The sequence below is a fragment of the Natrinema sp. HArc-T2 genome (assembly GCF_041821085.1).
Classification (GTDB): Archaea; Halobacteriota; Halobacteria; order Halobacteriales; family Natrialbaceae; genus Natrinema.
The window spans coordinates 17,592-37,278 of the sequence record NZ_JBGUAZ010000005.1 but is presented as its reverse complement, the minus strand read 5'-3'; the positions used below and the strand labels follow the sequence as shown (position 1 = coordinate 37,278).

19 protein-coding genes, 1 tRNA gene and 1 pseudogene are annotated in these 19,687 nt (G+C 63.5%); 12 read left to right on the top strand and 9 right to left on the bottom strand.

Annotation, left to right across the window (positions count from 1 at the left end):
* Positions 1-100: 100 nt before the first annotated feature.
* From ACERI1_RS12875 to ACERI1_RS12865, 3 genes and pseudogenes are all read left to right on the top strand, one after another.
* A complete protein-coding gene (locus tag ACERI1_RS12875; RefSeq protein WP_373618593.1) occupies positions 101-304 on the top strand; it encodes an HVO_0649 family zinc finger protein in 204 nt (67 codons plus the stop codon).
* 61 nt (positions 305-365) lie between these two features.
* A pseudogene (locus ACERI1_RS12870) lies at positions 366-575 on the top strand (elongation factor 1-alpha); the annotation flags it as partial.
* A gap of 110 nt (positions 576-685) precedes the next feature.
* Entirely contained in the window at positions 686-829 is a 144-nt protein-coding gene (locus ACERI1_RS12865) for a hypothetical protein (RefSeq protein WP_373618592.1), read from the top strand.
* A 179-nt stretch (positions 830-1,008) separates the two neighbouring features.
* On the opposite strand, the gene ACERI1_RS12860 is transcribed toward ACERI1_RS12865, so the two are convergent.
* Complete coding sequence (locus ACERI1_RS12860; protein WP_373618591.1) at positions 1,009-1,443, bottom strand: CBS domain-containing protein; 435 nt, start codon at positions 1,441-1,443, stop codon at positions 1,009-1,011.
* Between the two features lie 836 nt (positions 1,444-2,279).
* On the opposite strand from ACERI1_RS12860, the gene ppc reads away from it, so the two are divergent.
* From ppc to ACERI1_RS12845, 3 genes are all read left to right on the top strand, one after another.
* Complete coding sequence (gene ppc, locus ACERI1_RS12855; protein WP_373618590.1) at positions 2,280-4,970, top strand: phosphoenolpyruvate carboxylase; 2,691 nt, start codon at positions 2,280-2,282, stop codon at positions 4,968-4,970.
* 144 nt (positions 4,971-5,114) lie between these two features.
* Positions 5,115-5,199: transfer RNA gene (locus ACERI1_RS12850), tRNA-Ser, on the top strand.
* Positions 5,200-5,637: 438 nt separating this feature from the next.
* Positions 5,638-7,305, top strand: coding sequence for a 4Fe-4S ferredoxin N-terminal domain-containing protein (locus ACERI1_RS12845; protein ID WP_373618588.1), 1,668 nt, complete (start codon positions 5,638-5,640; stop codon positions 7,303-7,305).
* Between the two features lie 36 nt (positions 7,306-7,341).
* Here ACERI1_RS12845 and ACERI1_RS12840 read toward each other — a convergent pair whose 3' ends face one another.
* A complete protein-coding gene (locus ACERI1_RS12840; RefSeq protein WP_373618587.1) occupies positions 7,342-9,003 on the bottom strand; it encodes a right-handed parallel beta-helix repeat-containing protein in 1,662 nt (553 codons plus the stop codon).
* A gap of 283 nt (positions 9,004-9,286) precedes the next feature.
* Between ACERI1_RS12840 and ACERI1_RS12835 the strand changes: the two genes are divergently transcribed.
* Positions 9,287-9,487, top strand: coding sequence for a hypothetical protein (locus ACERI1_RS12835; protein WP_373618585.1), 201 nt, complete (start codon positions 9,287-9,289; stop codon positions 9,485-9,487).
* Between the two features lie 87 nt (positions 9,488-9,574).
* Here the strand turns inward: ACERI1_RS12835 and ACERI1_RS12830 are convergent, their stop codons facing one another.
* From ACERI1_RS12830 to ACERI1_RS12820, 3 genes are all read right to left on the bottom strand, one after another.
* A complete protein-coding gene (locus ACERI1_RS12830; protein WP_373618584.1) occupies positions 9,575-11,107 on the bottom strand; it encodes a (R)-citramalate synthase in 1,533 nt (510 codons plus the stop codon).
* 172 nt (positions 11,108-11,279) lie between these two features.
* Positions 11,280-11,657: a DUF192 domain-containing protein gene (locus ACERI1_RS12825; RefSeq protein WP_373618583.1), complete on the bottom strand. Its 378-nt coding sequence runs from the start codon at positions 11,655-11,657 to the stop codon at positions 11,280-11,282.
* A gap of 65 nt (positions 11,658-11,722) precedes the next feature.
* On the bottom strand, positions 11,723-12,073 hold the full coding sequence (locus tag ACERI1_RS12820; RefSeq protein ID WP_373618582.1) for an ArsR family transcriptional regulator: 351 nt from the start codon (positions 12,071-12,073) through the stop codon (positions 11,723-11,725).
* 119 nt (positions 12,074-12,192) lie between these two features.
* Here ACERI1_RS12820 and ACERI1_RS12815 point away from each other — a divergent pair, with 119 nt between their 5' ends.
* A complete protein-coding gene (locus ACERI1_RS12815; protein WP_373618581.1) occupies positions 12,193-12,720 on the top strand; it encodes a hypothetical protein in 528 nt (175 codons plus the stop codon).
* Between the two features lie 27 nt (positions 12,721-12,747).
* Here the strand turns inward: ACERI1_RS12815 and ACERI1_RS12810 are convergent, their stop codons facing one another.
* From ACERI1_RS12810 to ACERI1_RS12800, 3 genes are all read right to left on the bottom strand, one after another.
* Positions 12,748-13,680, bottom strand: coding sequence for an SDR family oxidoreductase (locus tag ACERI1_RS12810; protein ID WP_373618580.1), 933 nt, complete (start codon positions 13,678-13,680; stop codon positions 12,748-12,750).
* Between the two features lie 164 nt (positions 13,681-13,844).
* On the bottom strand, positions 13,845-14,642 hold the full coding sequence (locus ACERI1_RS12805) for an endonuclease V (protein WP_373618579.1): 798 nt from the start codon (positions 14,640-14,642) through the stop codon (positions 13,845-13,847).
* A 74-nt stretch (positions 14,643-14,716) separates the two neighbouring features.
* Complete coding sequence (locus ACERI1_RS12800; RefSeq protein WP_373618578.1) at positions 14,717-15,640, bottom strand: rhomboid family intramembrane serine protease; 924 nt, start codon at positions 15,638-15,640, stop codon at positions 14,717-14,719.
* Positions 15,641-15,809: 169 nt separating this feature from the next.
* On the opposite strand from ACERI1_RS12800, the gene ACERI1_RS12795 reads away from it, so the two are divergent.
* The 3 genes from ACERI1_RS12795 to ACERI1_RS12785 are packed head-to-tail and all read left to right on the top strand — an operon-like array spanning position 15,810 to position 18,449.
* Entirely contained in the window at positions 15,810-16,250 is a 441-nt protein-coding gene (locus tag ACERI1_RS12795) for a DUF5788 family protein (RefSeq protein WP_373618577.1), read from the top strand.
* Positions 16,247-17,998 (top strand): DNA polymerase/3'-5' exonuclease PolX, encoded by a 1,752-nt coding sequence (gene polX / locus ACERI1_RS12790; protein ID WP_373618576.1) that lies wholly within the window; start codon positions 16,247-16,249, stop codon positions 17,996-17,998. Before ACERI1_RS12795 ends, polX begins: the two co-directional genes overlap by 4 nt.
* A gap of 4 nt (positions 17,999-18,002) precedes the next feature.
* Positions 18,003-18,449 (top strand): Mut7-C RNAse domain-containing protein, encoded by a 447-nt coding sequence (locus ACERI1_RS12785; protein ID WP_373618574.1) that lies wholly within the window; start codon positions 18,003-18,005, stop codon positions 18,447-18,449.
* Here ACERI1_RS12785 and ACERI1_RS12780 read toward each other — a convergent pair.
* Positions 18,443-19,195 (bottom strand): PHP-associated domain-containing protein, encoded by a 753-nt coding sequence (locus tag ACERI1_RS12780; RefSeq protein WP_373619010.1) that lies wholly within the window; start codon positions 19,193-19,195, stop codon positions 18,443-18,445. The two genes, ACERI1_RS12785 and ACERI1_RS12780, sit on opposite strands and share 7 nt — an antisense overlap.
* 190 nt (positions 19,196-19,385) lie before the next feature.
* On the opposite strand from ACERI1_RS12780, the gene ACERI1_RS12775 reads away from it, so the two are divergent.
* Positions 19,386-19,673, top strand: a complete 288-nt coding sequence (locus ACERI1_RS12775) for a hypothetical protein (protein WP_373618573.1) — start codon at positions 19,386-19,388, stop codon at positions 19,671-19,673.
* Positions 19,674-19,687: the final 14 nt, after the last annotated feature.

Genomic DNA, 19,687 nt, shown 5'->3' with positions numbered 1-19,687 from the left:
ACCGATCGCACAGTCATCGTGTGATCCAGTGTGCACTGACTGTCAGTGGCTACTATAGGTGACAATAGACGTTTTACCGGTGGTGATATTAGTATGTAGTATGGTGCCATTTAACGCAGATGCCAGCACGCCGCTCGAGTGGGCTCGCCAGCGTTATGAACACACGGACAAGAAGTGTCCGGACTGCGGGTACGTCGACGAGGAGGGAAACTGGGAGAGCCGGACGGACGGGCGCCGGATCGTTTACCGTCACGTCTGTCCCAGCTGCGGGGCCAGCCGCGAGCACGTCTTCACCCTGAAGTGACCCTCACACCCGACGGTACTGCTACGCGTGAGAGGAGCCAATCGATGGCGACCACGCCCCCGACAAGAAGATGGGTCCCTCGAGCGGCGAGGTCGCCGAAGAGAACCTCGACTATATCGAGGCGAGTGACGCTGCTGTGGTCACCGTCCGTCCGCAGAAACCGCTTAGCATCCAACCCTCGGGCGAGATCCCCGAACTCAGGAGCTTCGCCATCCGCGATATGGACCAGACCGTCGCCGCCGGCAAGGACCTCGCGGTCAGCGAGAAATAACCGATGAGCCAGCGACAGCGCCACCGCGCCACTGGCAGTGGCCCGGTTAGACCGACGAGAACACGCAACCCTCGAGACGCCATCCCGGGCGGTGAGGACGAGGGACCGCCATGACGTGTGCCAACTGTGGCGAGGCGGTCCCGGTTCGGCAGTACCACGTCTATTTGACGACGGACGAGGTCGTTGAACTTCCGCTCTGTGAGGGCTGTCGCTACAAATTCGTCACCGCAGACTGGGTCACCGCTGTGGTCTAATCGGGTCTCCCTCGAGCAAGCGCGAACGACGCATTCTCGAATCGTACGCGATGTGCGTCGAGGAAGCCACCGGTGATCAGCACCGAAGAATAGCGCTCAGAGCCGCCGGCAAAACGTGGTTGCCAGGGCGACGGCCCGACAGCCAGCGTTACCGCCCTCGCTCGTTTCCGGTCGCGGAGTTAGGTGTGCTCGTATGGCGGGACTTCAGCTTCGACGAGCTCGCCGAGCAATTTGAGTTCTCGACTGAGGAGCACGACGAAGTCGTCGAACGTGACGATTCCGGCGAGCTGTCCATCTTCATCAGTGGCTGGGATCCGGCGGACGTTCGAGTCCGTCATCACACGGATCACGTCGAGGATACCGCTGTCCAGTTCCACCGTGACGGGGTCGTCGCTCATCACGTCGGCAGCGGTCGCCGTCGTGGGATCCGCCCCATGGGCGACTGCCTGGAGCGCAAGATCGCGGTCCGTCACGATCCCGCGCGGGTGGCCGTCTTCAACGATCACGATGCTGCCGACGTTCTCGTCGTCCATCAACTCTGCCAGCTCCGTGAGGGCGGTCGTTGGGGACGCGCTTACGACCTCTTCGCGGACGATTGTCTTGATTTCTGGCACAGGTGGTCACCTCTCTACTGTGCCGGTGAGCGCCCACCGGCACTACCCAGCGCTTCACTATCCGGAGAGATAAACGTAGCATCGAAATCCGATCCTGCCCACTTCGAACACGACAGTGACGGAGTCGACGTGGGAGTTCCTCACGGCCCAGTACGGGTTTAACCCCGTTACGGATCAGATGAGAGGGTGGCCGAGACCAGCCTGCGGCGGTGTCGGGGTACTATTAAGCAGTCGAGCAGCGTATGTGCACATATGACATACGAGTTACGGTGTGATAAGTGCGACTTCGGTCAAACGTTCACGGAGTGGGCCGATGCGAACTGGGCAGCTAGCAATCATGAGGAAGACAATCCGACTCACTGGGTGACTATCCTGGACACGCAGCCGGCCTGACCGACATGGTTCGTGGATACGATGCGCCGTAGTCGGCCTTACAGAGTGCCTCGAAGATCCGCGGGGGAGCCACGGATCGACTTCGAGGAGTGGATTCGGCGAGTCTGTACGTGATATACGGACGAGTAGTACTGCGCTCCGCACTGCCGCCGACTTCCGTGCGATCGAATTGCAGGTGAGATAATCGAAATCGTCTGTTGTTCGCCGATCGAAAGTGAATGCCGAAGGTGTGTGAACTGCACACAGTCGAGTATACTATTAACATATGTAGTGAATAATTCTGTACTGGTTGCCGTTCCGAGACCGAACAGGTCGATGTCCGGGCACGTCGTCACCGCGTCCGATCGACGCGTTTCACCACCAGTAACTATCAGGAAAAACGATGGACGTAATCGGGGTCTTCCGGCGAGGGCTTTTTAACACGGCACGCACATCCACACGGTATGCAACTCCATAACAGAGGCGTCAGACAGGACGTCCGCGAACTCGGTGCGTTACTCGGCGACGTCCTCGAGGGTCAGACCTCTCGTGGGGCGTTCGAGACGGTCGAGTCGTGTCGGCGGGCGGCGATCGACTACCGCGCCGGCGACCTCGAGTCACGCGAGCCGCTCGTGACGGAACTCGAGGGACTGTCGCCACACCGACAGCGGACCGTTGCGCGTGCGTTTACGACCTACTTCGAGTTGATCAACCTCGCCGAAGAGCGCGAGCGGGTCCGAACCATCCGCACGGACTCTCAGGCGGGCACCCTCGAGGACAGTCTCGAGGCTGCGGCCGAAGAACTCGGCGAAGGCGACGTCGAGACCGTTCGGCAGATTCTCGACGATGTCCTGATCGAACCGACCTTCACTGCACATCCGACCGAGGCCCGCCGCAAGACGGTTAAGTCCAAACTGCGGGAGATTTCCACGTCGCTCGAGACCTTGGACGAGCGACTCCTGACCGACAAGGAGGAACGCCAACTCTGGCAGGATATCGACGCCGAAGTGACGAGCCTCTGGCAGACGCCACAGGTTCGCAACCGCCAGCCGGAACCCGAAGACGAAGCGCGGAACGTCCAGTGGTACTTGGAGAACACGCTGTTCGACGTCGTCGGCGACGTCTACGACGAACTCCACGACGCGATCGACGCGGAAGTTCCCGGCACCCTCGATATTCCGAAACTCTTCGAGTTCCGCTCGTGGGCTGGCAGCGACCGCGACGGCAACCCCTACGTCACCCCCGAAGTCACGGCGAACACGCTCGAGCGCCAGCGCTCGGTCATCCTCGATCGCTACCGCGACCAGCTCAAACGCCTCTCCGGTGTCCTGAGCCAGGACGGCAGCCGGATCGACGCCGGCTCCGCGTTTCAGGCCTCCCTCGAGCGCGACCGCGAGCGCCTGCCCGGCAGCGCACGTACAGCCGAGCAGCGCTACCCCGACGAGCCCTACCGGCAGAAACTCAAACTCATGCGCGAGCGACTCCGCCGCGTCGGCGACGTGCGACCGGGTGGCTACGACGACGTCGACGAACTCCGTGGCGATCTCAAAGTTATCGCCGAGAGCCTGCGCAACAACAACGCAGACAGCGTCGCCGACGCCCACGTCGATCCGATCCGCCGGCAGGTCGCCACCTTCGGCTTCTCGCTGGCGAGTCTCGACCTGCGCGACCACCAACAGAAGCACACCGACGCCATCGCTGACGCACTCGAGCACGAGGGGATCGACTACCGCGCCCTCTCGGAGGATGAACGTGTCGAGTTGCTGACCGACGCCGTCTTGCAGGACGAGCCAGTGATCGACCTCGGCGAGACCGCCGATCTCTCGGACGACTCGGCGCGCGTCCTCGAGTTGTTCGACAGCCTCGCCGACTGGCAGGCCGAGTACGGTGTCCACGCCATCGACACCTACTGCATCTCGATGACCGAGGAACCGAGTCACGTCCTCGAGGTGTTGTTCTTGGCCGATCAGGCCGGCGTTATTTCCCTGCCCGAACATTCGGGCGTCGACATCGTTCCGCTGCTCGAGACCGAGTACGCCCTCTCGGGGGCCCGGCGGATCATGGGCACGCTGTTCGAAAACGAGGCCTACGCGCAGGCGCTCGAGGCCCGCGGGCGCACCCAGGAGATCATGCTGGGCTACTCCGACTCGAACAAGGAAAACGGCTTCCTGGCGGCGAACTGGTCGCTGTACAAGAACCAGCGCCGGCTGGGGGAGATCTGCGACGACCACGACGTGACGATGCGGCTGTTCCACGGTCGTGGCGGCTCGATTTCGCGGGGCGGCGGGCCGATGAACGAGGCGCTGCTGGCGCTGCCGAACTCGACGGTCACGGGGCAGGTCAAGTTCACCGAACAGGGCGAAGCCATCGCCGAAAAGTACGCCAATCCGCGGATCGCCGAGCGCAACATCGAACAGATGCTCAACGCCCAGCTCCGGGCGCGCAAGCAGGCGCTGGACCAGCCCGAAGAGGAGGTCCGCGAGGAGTGGTTCGAGGCTATGGAGACGATGGCTGACGCCGCCCGCACGGAGTACCGCGACCTCTTGGAGAGCGACGGCTTCGTCCAGTACTTCGAGCAGGCGACGCCGATCACCGTCATCGAAGACCTCGATCTGGGGTCGCGACCGGCCTCCCGATCTGGCGAGCGCACCGTCGAAGACCTGCGGGCGATCCCGTGGGTGTTCTCGTGGACCCAGTCACGGTGTATCCTGCCGGGGTGGTACGCCCTCGCGACTGGCGTTGAGGCGTATCTCGAGGATGGTGGGTCGATAGAGACCTTACAGACGATGTACGAGGAATGGCCGTTCTTCCGGACGACGCTCGACAACGCCGCGCTCTCGCTGTCGCGGACCGAACTCGAGATTGCCGACCGGTACGCCGACCTGGCCGAGCCGGACCTGCGCGAGCGGTTCTTCCCACGCGTGAGCGGCGAGTACGAGCGGGCAACCGACCTGATTACCGAGATCGGCCAGCGTGACCAGCTCCATACCCGCGACTGGCTCGGCGAGAACTTAGAGCGGCGAAACCCATACGTCGATCCGCTGAACATGCTGCAGGTCTACCTGCTTGCCCAGACTGATCGGACCGACATCGAAGAACGATCGCTCAGACTGACGGTCAAGGGTATTGCGGCTGGTATGAAGAACACGGGATAATCGGGCTGTCTCCCGGTCGATACGCGGCCTGCGTTGCTGGATGGCAGGTCGACCGGGACCGACATCGGCTGTTGGACGGCACTCTCTCACAGAGAGCGAGAAAATCGAAACGGGTAAAAACGTCTCTCGAGTAGAAGTGAGTGAGCCGAGATAGCCTAGCCCGGCCAAGGCGGCAGATTCGAAATCTGCTGTCCTCACGGACTCGGGAGTTCAAATCTCCCTCTCGGCGCTTTTCCATCGACCACAACCGACGAGCGATGCGTGGTGCGTGAGTGGTCTGCGTCACTTCTGAATCTTGGCTACACCGGTACGCTCTTCGAATCCGGCGACTCGAGCGAACGCTTCCGAAACGAGTATTCAAACCAAACCCCGATCACTCTTGCACCACGAAAAGCGAACGGTGACGCCGTAAGCGACGCGTCGTGATTGCAGTCTCGGTAGAACGGTTCGCAGTTGCTGTCTGTAGTGGGCGTCGAATTGCCGGTCACCTGCCGGTGCCCCGTCACTCGCAAGGCCGGCCACTATGCTAATCCTTGACGTAGTTTCATTGTCACGAGGTACCTATGTATCCGACGCCAGTATCTTCCCGATCAGTTCCTGCAGGGTGGAACCGACAGCGACCGGCGGGGACGCCACGTGAGCTGCGAGCTCCGACAGGGAGGAAACGATGAGTTCTGACGACCCGGCACCTGGGGAGGGGCCCGACGGAACAGACGAACCGTTTCATCCGCTCGGCGAGTCGTGGCAGGACGAACTCGAGGACCTGCTCGACGAGACCGAGTACGACACCGAACTCGGGATGGAGATGGGGAAAGACGCGATGCGGGTCACGAAGGGGGAGCTCTCGGAAGAGGAGTTCCACGAGCGGTATCACGACGACGTGATGGAGGAATTCGGCGAGGACGAGCGGCCGATCGCCAGCCCGGACGACGGGGACGACGAGGGTGGGATCGGCGCGATGCTCTCGAAGTTCGCCACCGGCGAGGAGTCCCGCCGGGAGATGCTCAAGAAGGCGGGTGCCGGCGTCGGCTTCGCCAGTCTCGGCTGGGGGGCGGTCGACCAGCAAGAGCCCGAACAGGAGGCCGTCGAAGACCCCGGTGAGGTCCACCCCGACGAGGACGCGACGCAGTGGGGAATGACGATCGACCTCGAGTACTGCGACGGCTGTCTCTCCTGTGTGACTGCCTGCAACGCAGAGCACAACTGGGATCTGGGGGCCAACTGGATGTACGTCCTCGCGTTCGAGGACGGCGACGTCGAGTCACCCGACCCCGACAACTTCGAGAGCCACCGCCAGTTCAACTTCCTCGTCCGCCCGTGTCAACACTGTACCGACGCCCCCTGCGAGAAGGTGTGTCCGACGACAGCACGACATACTCGCGACGAGGGCGGGCTGGTGCTGACCGATTACGACGTCTGTATCGGCTGTCGGTACTGTCAGGTTGCCTGTCCGTACGGCGTCAACTACTTCCAGTGGGAGGAACCGAACGTCGATGAAGAGGAACTCGGTCCAGACATGGTCTACGACCAGCGCGAGCGACGCGTCAGCAGTCGGGCCCCCCGCGGCGTCATGTCGAAGTGCGTTTTCGACCCGCCTCGTCAGGACGGCAACTTCGGCGAAGATCTGGTCGGTACCACGGCCTGCGAAGCGGCCTGCCCACCGAACGTCATCCAGTTCGGCGACAAGAACAACCCCAACAGCGACCCGTCGCGATATCAGGAGAACCCGGCCAGAGCGCGAACCCTCATTCGGCTGAGTACAATGTTGCCCTCGCCCAACGACCTCCCGTCGATGCTCGAGGGCGTCGGCACCGATCTGGCGTCGATCACTGATGCCGTCGATGGCCTCGACGAGCAATCGATCGCCCTCGCGGCGGCGGTCCAGATCACCAACGTCGAGTACGAACAGGAGGCACCGCCGGGCGATACGCTCGTCAATCAGGAAGCGACGATCCTCGAGGTCGTCTCGATCCTCGAGGACCACGGACTTGCCCTCCAGAGCGAAGACGTACTCAGCGAACTCGGCCTCACGGTCGACCAGTTCCAGGGACCGCCTGCGGGGTCGGGCGAGGATAGCCCAGACATCGTGGTGAACGATCGGGAAGACGTCGCCCAGCAGCGACTCGAAGCGTTCATCCCGCCCTCGGGCAACGAGTTCGAACTCCTCGCAGATATCGGAACGAACCCGAACGTCACCTATCTCGGCCAGGAACCGGGACCGAACGCCCACCAGGTCCCCGGGCCGACCTCCTACGAAGACGTCGGCATGCTCGATAGACGCCAGGACGCCCTCGAAGAGGAAACTGTCGGGCTCGGCGTGATCGACTCGTCGTAACCGTCTCGGCAACTCGTTACCACCACTGACACTGGATTAGATCTCGAATCCGAAGTTGAAATCTCCCTGCCACTGCGACCGCTCGCCGCGGAAAATCGTCTCACCGCGATGGCGATTGCCGACCCAGAGCACCGTCGAAAGTGTCGTTTCGGGGTCGCTCATGACGAGCCCCTCGAAGAACGAGCTCTCGACGGTATGGTCCGCCCCGCTCTCGGCGAACCGGAGGCTCGCACCGTCAGGATCGATCGTACACGTATCGAGCGTGAGCCGGTCGATTTCATCGCCGCCGTTCGTGACGAAGACGCCGTGTCGGTCCATGGCGGACTGTGTCTCGATATCGAACTCGCAATCGTTGAACGTGACGTTCGACGACCTGACGTAGACGGCGTAATCGGACGTCGACGGACTCGAGCGATCGGTGATCGTACACCCTTCGAATACCGTCGGCGCGTCGTCGTTGTCGTCGACCCGGATCGCCCGGCCGTCAGTTCCTTCGTCGGTGATGTGGACGTCGGTCAGTCGGGCCGGCCCGTCCTGGGTCAGACGGATGATTTCGGTATTTTTTTCCATTCGGTTGTTCACCAGTAGCTGTGAGACCAGCTGCCCACCGCCGTTCTCGAGCCAGAGGCCGGACCACGGATAGCCGGGATGTTCGGTCATCGTGATCTGACAGTCCTGCACGTAGTCGTTGGGGCCGATTCGGATGCCCGCTCCGGCGCAGTTGCGGACGTGGCAGCCGGTGACGATGTTTCGGCCGTCGTCTCCCGAGACGTAGATCCCGTTATCGATGTAGTCGGACACCTGACACCCCTCCCAGTAGTTCGTCCCGTGGTTGTAGACGTCCGAACTGAACGGGATCGCGTGGCCGACGTGGGTCGATCGGTCGTATTTGGTATCGCCGTTGTTCAGATGACAGCAACTGATGACGTTCGTCGTCGAGGGCCGGACCCCGTCGACGAGGATCGTATGCCGATCCCCGCCGTACCGGTCGTTGAGCCTGTCCCGTCTCCCGCGCATCGAGACGTTTTCGATGTGTCCGTACCGGTAGGTGTACCAGCGGGCGATACCGGTGTCGTAGTCGCCGCGGATATCGATCTGCAGGTTTCGCATGACAGTCCGCTGGGCGTGTGGAAGCGACGCGTCCAGCGAACCGACGGTCATCAGGCGATCGACGTCCTGATCGGTGACCTCGAGGACGGCGAACGGGTCACCGACGATACCGAGGAACTCGTGGGCGTCGAAGTGGACGTTGTCGGTCGCAACGGACCACGTTCCGGCAGGGATCTTGTAGCAGTGATTCCGATTCGTCGGTTCGAAAGAGCCGTAATGGGCTTCGATCGCGGCCCACAGGTCGTCGTCCTCGGGTTCGACGCCGAGGTCGTCGCGCACGTCGACAGTGTTCGGGTTCGTATCGCTCTGCACGCGAACGGTATCCGCATCGGATTGCGTCGCGGAAAGCGACGTTCCGAAATCGAGGTGTAACACGTCGTCGTCGATCGTCGTTCCCGAGTCACTGACGGCTATCCCACCCGCCGCGCCTTCGGATTGCGCCGCAGCGACGCCAACGCCCTGTAAGCTCGACGCGGCCCCACTGGCGAGTGCGCCACCGAAACCCAGCGCACCGAGTCGTTTGATGTACGAACGACGCGTCGTCTTCCCTGCCTCACTTGCCGATGGATCTTGATGGTTGCCTTCCATCTCGAGCGGACAGTCACGAATTCGATGATTTGTTATCAGTGATCTACTGACAATTTCAGCGCTGTAAACAGTCGACAAGCCGTTGTCTGCCTGCAACTGTCGCGGAGACGGTTAGCAGGAACTGTTATTTCTCGAGGGAACAATCCCGTCCCCTCGCGGAGAAACCGCCGACTAGATCCGTCTCGAATCGTGATCCACTCCTTCCGCCTCCTCGAGACGACATACCAGATCCGATCTGTTCGAAACCACACGTATTCAAGCGACTCGAGTCGAACGGACGACTATGAACCGTCGAAAGCGACTGATCGTCGGGGGCCTCTGGATCGCGGTCGCGGTCGTGATGGCGACGACCCTCGACCTCGGAGTTCCGTCGTCGGTGAACGGGGCTGCTCGCCTGTTCGTCGTCGTACTCGCACTGTTTCTCGCGAGCGTGTACCTGCTCGATCCGTGGAACCTCGTCAGTGATCCCTTCCGACAGGACTGATCTCGGAGGCGTTCGGACGCCAGCCGCGCCGTCGCCCCGAATCGCAGAAATCGATTTCTCTCGTTCTCTAACCGGCGACCAGCGGTGTTAGTCGTCAGCAGGCGCGAGTGGCTGCTGGTCGGCCGCCAGCAGTCGATCGAGCGCGTCGACCATCGCCGTGACGCTGGCGCGGGTGATGTCAGCCTCGCTGCGGGCGACGGTCACCGAGCGGTCGTTGCGGACCATCGTCACTTCGACGGTGACGACGGCGTCGGTACCGCCGGTGACCGCGTCGACGTGATAGGACTCGAGTTCGGCGTCGGCCATCGAGCCAAGCGCCTCGCGGACCGCCGAGACGGCAGCATCGACGGGCCCGGAACCGGTCCCGCTGGCGACGCGTTCCTCGCCGTCGACGTCGAGTCGGATGCTGGCTGTCGGGACGGCCCCGCCGCTGGTGGCGGTGAGATCGAGGAGGTCGACGACGCGATCGCGATCCTCGCCGGTGACGTCTTCTGCGATCGCCAGCAGATCGGCGTCGGTCACGCGGCGACCGCGGTCGCCGAGTTCGGTGACGCGCGTGGCGATTTCGGCGATCTCGTCGTCGTCGGCGTCGACATCGTGTTCCTCGAGCGTGGCTTTGACGCCCGCACGACCAGTGTGTTTGCCCAGTGCAAGCCGGCGTTCGCGCCCGACGGTCTCGGGCGGGTAGGGCTCGTACATCTTGTCGTCTTTGAGCGTGCCGTCGGTGTGGATGCCGCTCTCGTGGGTGAAGGCGTTCTCGCCGATGACGGCCTTGTTCGGCGGCAGCTGGACGCCGGTCGCCCGCGAGACGACCTGTGCGAGGTCGTACAGCTCCTCGAGGTCGGCGGTCTCGACGTCGTAGACGTGCGCTAAGGCGATCGCGACCTCCTCGAGGGCGACGTTGCCGGCGCGTTCGCCGAGGCCGTTGACCGTACAGTGGACGAGATCGGCACCCGCCGAGATGGCCGCAAGCGCGTTGGCGACGCCCAGTCCGAGGTCGTCGTGGGTGTGGGCACTGACCGGCCCCAGTTCGGCAAGCCGAGCAACGGCTTCATAGGTGTGTTCCGGTCCGGTGTGGCCGACGGTGTCGGCAAAGCAGAAGCGATCCGCGCCCGCCTCGAGGGACGCTTCTGCGAGGTCCTCGAGGTAGTCGAGGTCAGCCCGCGAGCCGTCCTCGCCGATGACTTCGACCCAGAGATCGTTGTCTTTCGCGTAGGCGACGAGTTCGGCGGTTTTCTCGAGGTTGTCCTCGTGGGAGGTGCCGACCTTGTCCTCGACGTGGCGGTCGCTTGCGGGAACAACGATGTGAACGCCGTCGACGTCACACTCGAGCGCGAGGTCGATATCGCCTTTGAGCCCGCGACAGAAGCTGGTGATCCGGGCGTCGAGATCGAGGTCGGTCACCCGCGAGATGGCCTGTCGTTCACCCGCACCGGTACAGGCGCTGCCGGCCTCGATGGTCGAGACGCCGGCTCGCTCGAGGGCTCGAGCGATTTCGACTTTTTCGTCCGGCGACAGCGAGACGCCCGGCGCTTGCTCGCCGTCGCGAAGCGTCGTGTCGAGAAGGCGCACTGTGCGGTCCGATGCGATCGTCTGTTCGGGTGAATGACTTACAGGCAAGAGTGGTGAGTTTGAAGGACTGCGATTACGTTCGTCGGAGAATTTCACGCCCAGCCGGGTTGCCCCGACTTCCTCTATCCTCGTCAGATGGCGAATGGCGTGCCATTGTACTGCAAGCTAACGGATCTTGTCGACTTAAATCCGCCGGTCACGCGTTCGTCGGGGCGAGCGGTTAGCGCTCGTCCTCGAGGACCAGCCGATCGCCGGGTTCGACATCGGCTGCGGCACCAGCCGGCAGTTCGACGATCAGGTCGGCCCGATCGCGGGCGAACCCGAGCCACGGTCGCAGTCGCTCGACACGCTGGACGACGCCGTCGACGACCCAGACGGCGTCGATCGGGACGAAAACGAACAGCATGTGGAGGTCGCGGGTTCTGACCGAGTTAAACCGGAAGACGAGCGCGTAGTCGTCGGAGACCGAGCGGCGAAACATCAACCCGCGAGTCTGGCTGACGAGTGAGTCCGCCAACTCGACCGTCGTCGCCAAAACGGTGCGGTCGGGACCATGGAGAGACTGGCCGTTGTCGCTCGATTCGTGGACGAGACGCACGGCCTCGAGTCCGCATGGCGACGAGAAAAAAGTCCCGACCGCCTGCGAGGCCGGCAGTGACTTGCCTACAACTCGCTGACCGCCGACGCGGCATCGAACAGCGACAGCACGCCGTCTTCGAAGAGCAGGCGACCGAACTGCGTCAGTTCGTACTGGGGACCGTCGATCGAGCAATCCACCAGACACGCCATCCGTTCGGCGACGACGCCGCCGTCGGCGAGTGCGTCGATTTGGGCGTCGATTTCGGACTCCGTCACACTGAGTTCGGCTGCGAGTTCGGGAACGGTGACGCCCTCAGCGGGATAGTCGTACACCGTATACGCGACCTCGAGTCGATCGCGATCCCCGATCGCGTCGATGACATCGATCACGTCGCCGGCCGAGAGGAGCGTCTCGGTGTCGTCGATCGGTAGCATGATCGATGCCGACGCAGTCAGTCGGCAAAATCCCATCGACAACGCCCACCGTGCGGGACGACGCCGCGAGCGGGTGTGCCGGGCGATTCAACATCCCTCGAGCCATAGCGCCACCGACGATGGAGAAAACGCCGCAGGGAACCTCGGTCGGCGTCGACGATCCCTACGAGTTCGCAGGCGTCTGCGACCATCTCACCGGCGATGGGACGTGTCGATACGCCTTCGACCACTACGAGCACGACCCCGCGTTCGCCCGCGAGCGCGCGGAAGCGGAGTACGCATGTCCCGTCGTCGACCCCGAATCCGACTGGTCGTGGGCCGACTGTCCACACTTCCGCTCGCGCAATCGCGACCGCGAGTGCGTCCGTTGTGGACTCGAGGAAAAGCGGCTGGCCCACGACGACGAGCGCCCGTTGCTCGAGGAACATCACCTCTCCTATTCGCGCGACGGCGAGACACTTTCACACGAGATCACGGTCTACCTCTGCCGGTGGTGTCACGCCAAAGTTCACGATTCGTGGGCGCGGATCACAGACGACGCTGCACTGGATCCCGAGGCGATCGCAGCCCTCGAGGAGCGACGCAGCCGCGAGCAGTCGGAACTGGACTTCGAGTCGGCGGCGGCGCGATACGATCGAGACGAGTAGGACGTCGCCGCCTCGAGCGAGAACGAGCTACGCGAGTTTTCGCAGGAGACCGTAGACCGCATCTCGCAGCCGATCCGGGAGATAGCGTGCGTAGCTGCCGTACTGGGCGAGCGGACCGACCGGGTACCGGGCCGGCGGATCGGGGCTGGTCGCGGCCTCGAGGATCGCCTCGGCGATGTCATCGGGATCGGCGGCGAAGGGGCCGCCGCTGCCGCCACCGATCAGTTGTGCCTCGTCGTAGAGGTCGTACAACGATTCGTAGGCCGGCGTTCGCTTGTCTTCCGGCAGTTCGTCGTCGACACGGTCCGAGAAGTTCGTCTCGACCGGACCGGGTTCGACCACGACGACGTCGATCCCGAACTCCTCGGCTTCACCGCGTAAGGCGTCGCTCATCGCCTCGAGGGCGTGTTTCGAGCCGGCGTAGGCACCCGCACCGGGCAGCGAGATCCGACCGATGACACTCGAGACGTTGATGATCCGGCCCTCGCCCTGCGCGCGCATGTGTGGCAGGGCGGCCCGCGTGAGCCGGTGGGGGCCGTAGACGTTGACGTCGAACTGCCGGTGGAGGTCGACCGTGGCGACGTCCTCGAGTGGCCCCATCTGGGCGTAGCCGGCATTGTTGACGACACAGTCGATCGATCCGGCGATGTCGACGGTCTCCTCGACGACCGTCGCGACCTGCTCGGGGTCGGTGACGTCCAGTGCGAGGGTCTCACAGCCTGCCTCCGCGAGTTCCTCGATGTCGTCGACGTCCCGTGCCGTCGCGAAGACCTGCCAGTCTTTGGCGAGGAAGGCTCGAGCGGTCGCGCGGCCGATGCCGGACGAGCAGCCAGTGATTAGCACCGATTTCTTGCGCGTGTAGCGGTCGGTCTCGCCCGTCGCGTGCTCGCGGTCGTCCTCGACGACGGTGCCATCCGGCTCGTCATCGGCTGTCCCCTCGACGTCCTCAGCGGTAGCCATACGTGACCGGTTCGGGAGACGATACCTAAGTATCGACGGTTTGTCGCGCTGTTCGTAATTTCAAGAGAGGATTGGAGTCGAGACGAATCGAACGAGCAGTAGAGGGCCGTAAACACACCGAAAGCCCCCGATCGGGTCGGGGAGCTGTCGCCAGCGGCTGGTCTTCAGGCCGACTCATTGAAGTTCTGCTTGGCTTCGTCGGCGTATTTGTCCGCGAGTCGAATCGGCTCGGGGAGTTTGTACGACGTGGCTAGCTCGAGAACGATGTCGGCCGCCGTTTCGGGGCCGACGCGGTGGCCGGAGCTGACATAGAGCGGGTTGATGTGGCGGTTCGGGGTGTCGTACTGACGGGTCTGGACGGCGTAGCCGATGAGGGTGCCATCGGGGGCGTCGACGCGGTCGTTCGATTCGATGGCGACCCGCGAGCCTGCCGGGAGGCCGTCGGTGTCCTCGCGTGGGCGGCCACAGAGGAGACTCTTCGCGACCCCAATGCTTGGTACGTCTCGGACCACGCCCATGTGGGTCGCGATGCCGGCCTGCCGGAAGTGGATGCGACCGCTGCCGTCGAAGAGGAGGAGATCGGGGTCGACGGCGAGTTCCTCGAGCGCCGCGAGGATCGGCCCGCCTTCGCGAAAGGAAAGGAGGCCGGGAATGTAGGGTATCTCGAGGCTGGTAACGGCGTGGACGCGCTCGATGACCTCACCGCCGCGGGTGGCGACGACGGCGCTCAAGGCACGATCCTGTTCGCCGGCTGCGTTCGTGAGAAACGACTGGTCGACGCCGACGACGATCGGTGGCTCGCTCCCGCTGGCGGTCGCGGCGAGGGGATTCGAGAGCGCGCTGGGGTCGAACGCGAAGTCGTCCTCGAAGACGGCGACCGAAGCGATTTCACGCTGGAGATCCTCCATCTCAGCGCGCGAGAGCGCCGGATCCGGTGTGAGATCTGGCCGGGGCTGACTCATTCGTTTGCGGTGAGAGTGGCCGTACGAAAATCAGTTGCGGGCTGTCGTGGTGCGAGCGCGGAACTCGAGAACGGTCAGAACCGCCCGCGTCCGGGGCCACCTGGACCGCCGGGGCCGCCACCGCCGAACTCGAGGCGACTCGGCGCGCGGAGGTTGCGATTTCGCTTGACGTACTGCCCGTAAGCGAGGCCAATGATGAGGCCGATGAGGTGGGCTCCGTGTGCGATCCCACCGCCACCGCCTGCCACGCCAGAGAGGAAGGTGATGCTGAGGAGCGCATAGCCCGCCGTAAGCAGCCAGATCGGGACTGGGATGATGAAGTAGAGGTACACCTTGAGTCCGGGGTTTAAGACCGTCAGCACGCCCATGATGGCGAGTGCCGCGCCGCTTGCTCCCAGAACGGCAGTTGGGTACCCCTGGGCGAGCGAAATAACGACCTGTCCGAGTCCGGCGAGAACGCCGCTGACGATGAACAGGATCGCGAAGTCCCGCGAGCCGATGTAGCGTTCGACGAGCGGCCCGAAGAAGAACAGCACGATGCTGTTCCCGACGATGTGCATGAAGTTACTCGTGCTGTGGGCGAAGATCGATGTCACCCACGTCCAGACGTACTCGACGTTCCACGACGTGAGCAGGAACAGTGACCGGTAGAGCTCTGAATTTCCAAACGCACCCACGACCAACTGTGCGAGGAACGTGATCCACATCAACGCGAGGAACGTGTAGGTCGCGTTCCCGCGGAAGTACGCTAGCGGTCCACCCGTGCCGGTATTGAGTGGAATCTTGTCGGTGATACTCGAGGCGCGTGACGTGCTCCCACTCCCACTGGCACTGTCGTCGAAACCGCTGTCGAAGACCCCCTGTGGGTCGTTCCAGTTTTCGAGCCCCGTACAGTTGTGGTTCTCGGGGAGCCGATGGTCGGCACAGTAGGTGCCACCACAGTGCCGACAGTTGTACGGCATGTTTTCGTCTTTCCCACACACGTCGCACTTGGCCATTGGTCGGTGGTATGTGCGGCGTAGCTAAGGGATTTGGGGTTCCGGATGTATTTTTCTGCGCCAATATGGAGAAATTAGGTGAGGTGGGAGAGCGGTTCGATTCTGCCGCCGTCAGGTGTGGTGGTCCAAACGGCGGACATTTTTGCTGTTCCATCCCCCATATCCGGGCGTGCAAGAGTACGAGCGCAAGCAACTGCTCGAGCGCGTCGAGCGCGAGGGTGCGACCGTCGGCGCGGACATCCCGGAGACGATCACGGTCCAGGGGGAAGAAATCGACCTCCGGACGTTCGTCTTCGAGATCAAGCGCCGCGAGACGGTTCCCTCGGGTGAGCGCGAGCGCGTCGAGCAGGCCAAAAAGAACCTGCGCCGCGAGCGCCTCGAGCGCTTAGAGCAGATCGAGGAGGGCGCGATCAGCCGCGAGGAGGGCGAGGAACTCGCTCAGAGCATTATCGGCATCGATCGGGCGCTCAACGCCCTCGAGAGTCTGGGGCCGACGGATCTCGAGCGCGAACAGAAAGTCCAGCAAGCCCAGGACCGCAAGCGCTGGATGTCGTTCTTGAAGAAGGCACTCGGCCAGGACGACGACGCCAGCGCACGGAGGGGTCGATGACGACCAACGCCGAACTCGCCGCCCGCTTCGAGGAGTTCGCCGACTTGCTCGAGGCCGACGGCGTCGAATACAAACCCCGCGCGTACCGCCGGGCGGCGGAAAACGTCCGTGCCCATCCATCGCCGATCGCCGACCGCGTCGACGCTGGCGACCACGAGGCAGTCGAAAACATCGAGGGCGTCGGTGACGCCATCTCCTCGAAGATTATCGAGTACGTCGAGACCGGCTCGATCGAGGAACTCGAGGAACTCCGCACCGAGTTGCCGGTCGACATGGCCGACATCACCCGTATCGAGGGCGTCGGCCCCAAGACGACCGGCAAGCTCTACCGTGAACTCGGTGTCGAGACACTAGACGACCTCGAGACAGCCGCCGAGGCCGGCGAGGTTCAGGAGGTCAAGGGCTTCGGCCCGAAAACCGAACAGAACATCCTCGACAACCTCGAGTTCGCCCGCACCGTCGGCCAGCGCCAGTTGCTCGGCGAGGCGCGACCGCTCGCCGACGACGTGCTCGCCTTTCTTGAGTCGATCGACGAAGTCGAGCGGTGTGAGGTAGCCGGCTCGATCCGCCGATGGCGTCCAACGATCGGGGACGTCGACGCTCTCGTGGCGACGGAAGACGGCGAGGACGTGGTCGAGCAGTTCGTCGCGTGGGAGTCGGTCGACGACGAGATCGAGTCCGGTCCCGAGAAGGCAAGCGTCCGCGTCGGCGAGATTCGGGTCGATCTTCGCGTCGTCGTCCCCGAGGAATTCGGCTCTGCACTGCAGTATTTCACGGGCAGCAAGGACCACAACGTCAGCCTGCGCAACTACGCGATCGACCGCGGGATGAAGCTGAACGAGTACGGCGCGTTCGACGTGAGCGAGATAGATGATCCCGACAGCGGACAGCGCGCCGGCGAACGCGTCGCGGGCGAGACTGAAGAAAGCATGTACGACGCGCTCGGATTACCCTGGATGCCGCCGGAGCTTCGTGAGAACCGCGGCGAGATCACTGCCGCCGAAAATGGCGAGCTACCGGAACTCGTCACCCGTGAGGACATTCGCGGCGACTTCCACACCCACACCGAGTGGTCCGACGGCAACACGACGATCGAGGCGATGGTCGAAGCCGCCGCCAAACGGGACTACGATTACTTCGGGATCGCCGACCACGCCGAGGGCCCCGGCATCGTCGGCGGGATGGGCCTCTCCGACGCCGACATTCTCGAGCAAGTCGAGGCAATCCGCGCAGTCGGCGACGACGCCGAGATCGAGGTCTTCGCAGGGATCGAAGCGAACGTCGACGCCAACGGCGAAATCGGCCTCTCCGACGAGGTGATCGACGCGCTGGACGTGATCGTAGCCTCGACACACAGCGCGCTCGATCAAGACGCAGAGACCGCCACGGAGCGGCTCGTCCACGCCGTCGAGAATCCGGCGATCGATATTTTGGGCCATCCCAGCGGTCGCCTGCTTAATCAACGCTCGGGGCTCGAGTTCGACGTCAGGGCGGTCGGACGGGCCGCCGCAGAGCACGGCACCGCTCTCGAAGTCAACAGCGACCCACGCCGGCTGGATCTCTGGGGCAGTGCCGTTCAGGCCGCCCTCGAAGAAGGGGCGACGATTGCGATCGACACCGACTCCCACCAGCCCGCGACCCTCGAGTATATGCGCTGGGGTGTCCACACCGCGCGCCGCGGCTGGGCCGAACCGGCCGACGTGATCAACACCTGGGAACTCGCAGCATTGCGCGAGTTTCTCCACTGACGCTATGCGCTCGCTCGTCGACGTCATGTGCGGTGGGATCGTCTCCTACCTTCGGATGTGCAACCACGACACCGTCTACGCCGGCGATCGAGGGCTCGAGGCCGACGACGACCTCCTCGTCGTCGCCCGAGACGAAGACCGAACACTCGTCACACGGGACGTGACGCTCGCGAACCGGGCCGACGACTCGATCTGCCTCGAGTCTCGTGACGTGGAGGACCAACTGGCGGAACTAGCTGCGGCGGGTGTCGATCTCTCACTGGCCGACGAGCCCGCGTTCTGTGGCCGGTGTAACGGCCCGCTCGAGCGGGTCGACGCGACGGCGTCGATGCCCGAGTACGTCCCCGATTCGGTCGAGAGCGAAATCTGGGTCTGTCGCGACTGTGGCCAGTACTTCTGGCGCGGGAGTCACTGGGACCGCGTCGCAGAGACGCTCGCGAGGATTCAGTAGACGACTACGTCGTCGAACCGCCCGCCGTAGGCGATGTGCTCGGGATGGGTCGGTTCGGTGCCCGACAGAAACAGCCGATCGATCTTCTCCCAGGTGTTCTCGTAGACGAGGTGGCCGAGTTCCATCGCCGTCGTCGCCCACCGGTTGAGGCCGTTTTCGTAGACGACGCGACGCGCGACGCCGTCCTGTAGCGCTGTCACGAGGTCGGCTTCGCTCTCGATCGCCGTCTCGAAGGCGGTGTGGGCGACGCCGACCGTTCGCGGGAGGTGTGCATACGAAGCGGTGATCGGCGGGAGCGAAAACGCCTCCCCGAGAGTGCGTGCGCGGCGGTTGTGCATCGGGAAGTGTTTCGGGTTGAAGATCTCGAGGGCGTCGACCGTCTCCGCATACGCTTCGAAATCGGACTGCTCGAGGCTGACGTTTGCAAAGGTCGGATGCGGGACGAGCACCGTCGCGTTCTGGCGCTCGAATTCGGCCATCGCCGTCTCGAGAGGGATGAAATCGGGGACGGGCTCCTCGAGACCGACTGCGAGGACGTGCTTGCGGTTTCGCCAGGTACCGGTAAACACCTCGCGGGCGGGGACGACCAGCAGCTCATCGTCGGAGTAAGTCGCGGCGCGCTCGCGAATCTCCGGAAGGCGGGTGAAGTGGGGTGCATAGACGAGTGCGTCGAGGCCAGCCTGTTTGGCTCGCTCGACCACGCGATCGTTGAGCACCTTCACGTGACAGTCTACTCGGAACGTCACTCCGTCGGTCACGACGGTCACTTCTGGTACAATCGAGTTATGAATTCTGATTTGACGATGGCAGACCGGGCCCACGTCGACGCCTGCAGCGCATCGGCCATCGACAGCGCCGCTCTGGATACGTTCCTTCTGGCCGATTACTTTCGCTGCGAAAAGATCATTAGGGCGGCCGTGCGAGTGAGAGTATCGAATGGCCTGGGAATGCGGAATCGACGGCTGTGGCGCAGTGTTCGACGACGTCGAGTCTGCCGTCGTCCATCAGGCAACCACCCACCAGCGCCGCGAGTGCAAGGTCTGTGGCACTATCGTCCCGGACGGCTACCTCGCGATCCGCCACGCGTTTACCGAACACAGCCGCGCCGAATACGTCCGCGCCTACGGCGCCAGTTCCGAAGCCGTCCGGGAACGCGAAGAGTTGCTCGAGGAGATCGAATCCGTCGCGGATATGCAAGCGATCGCGAGAGAACTGAAACGGTAGGCCGCGGACTGAAT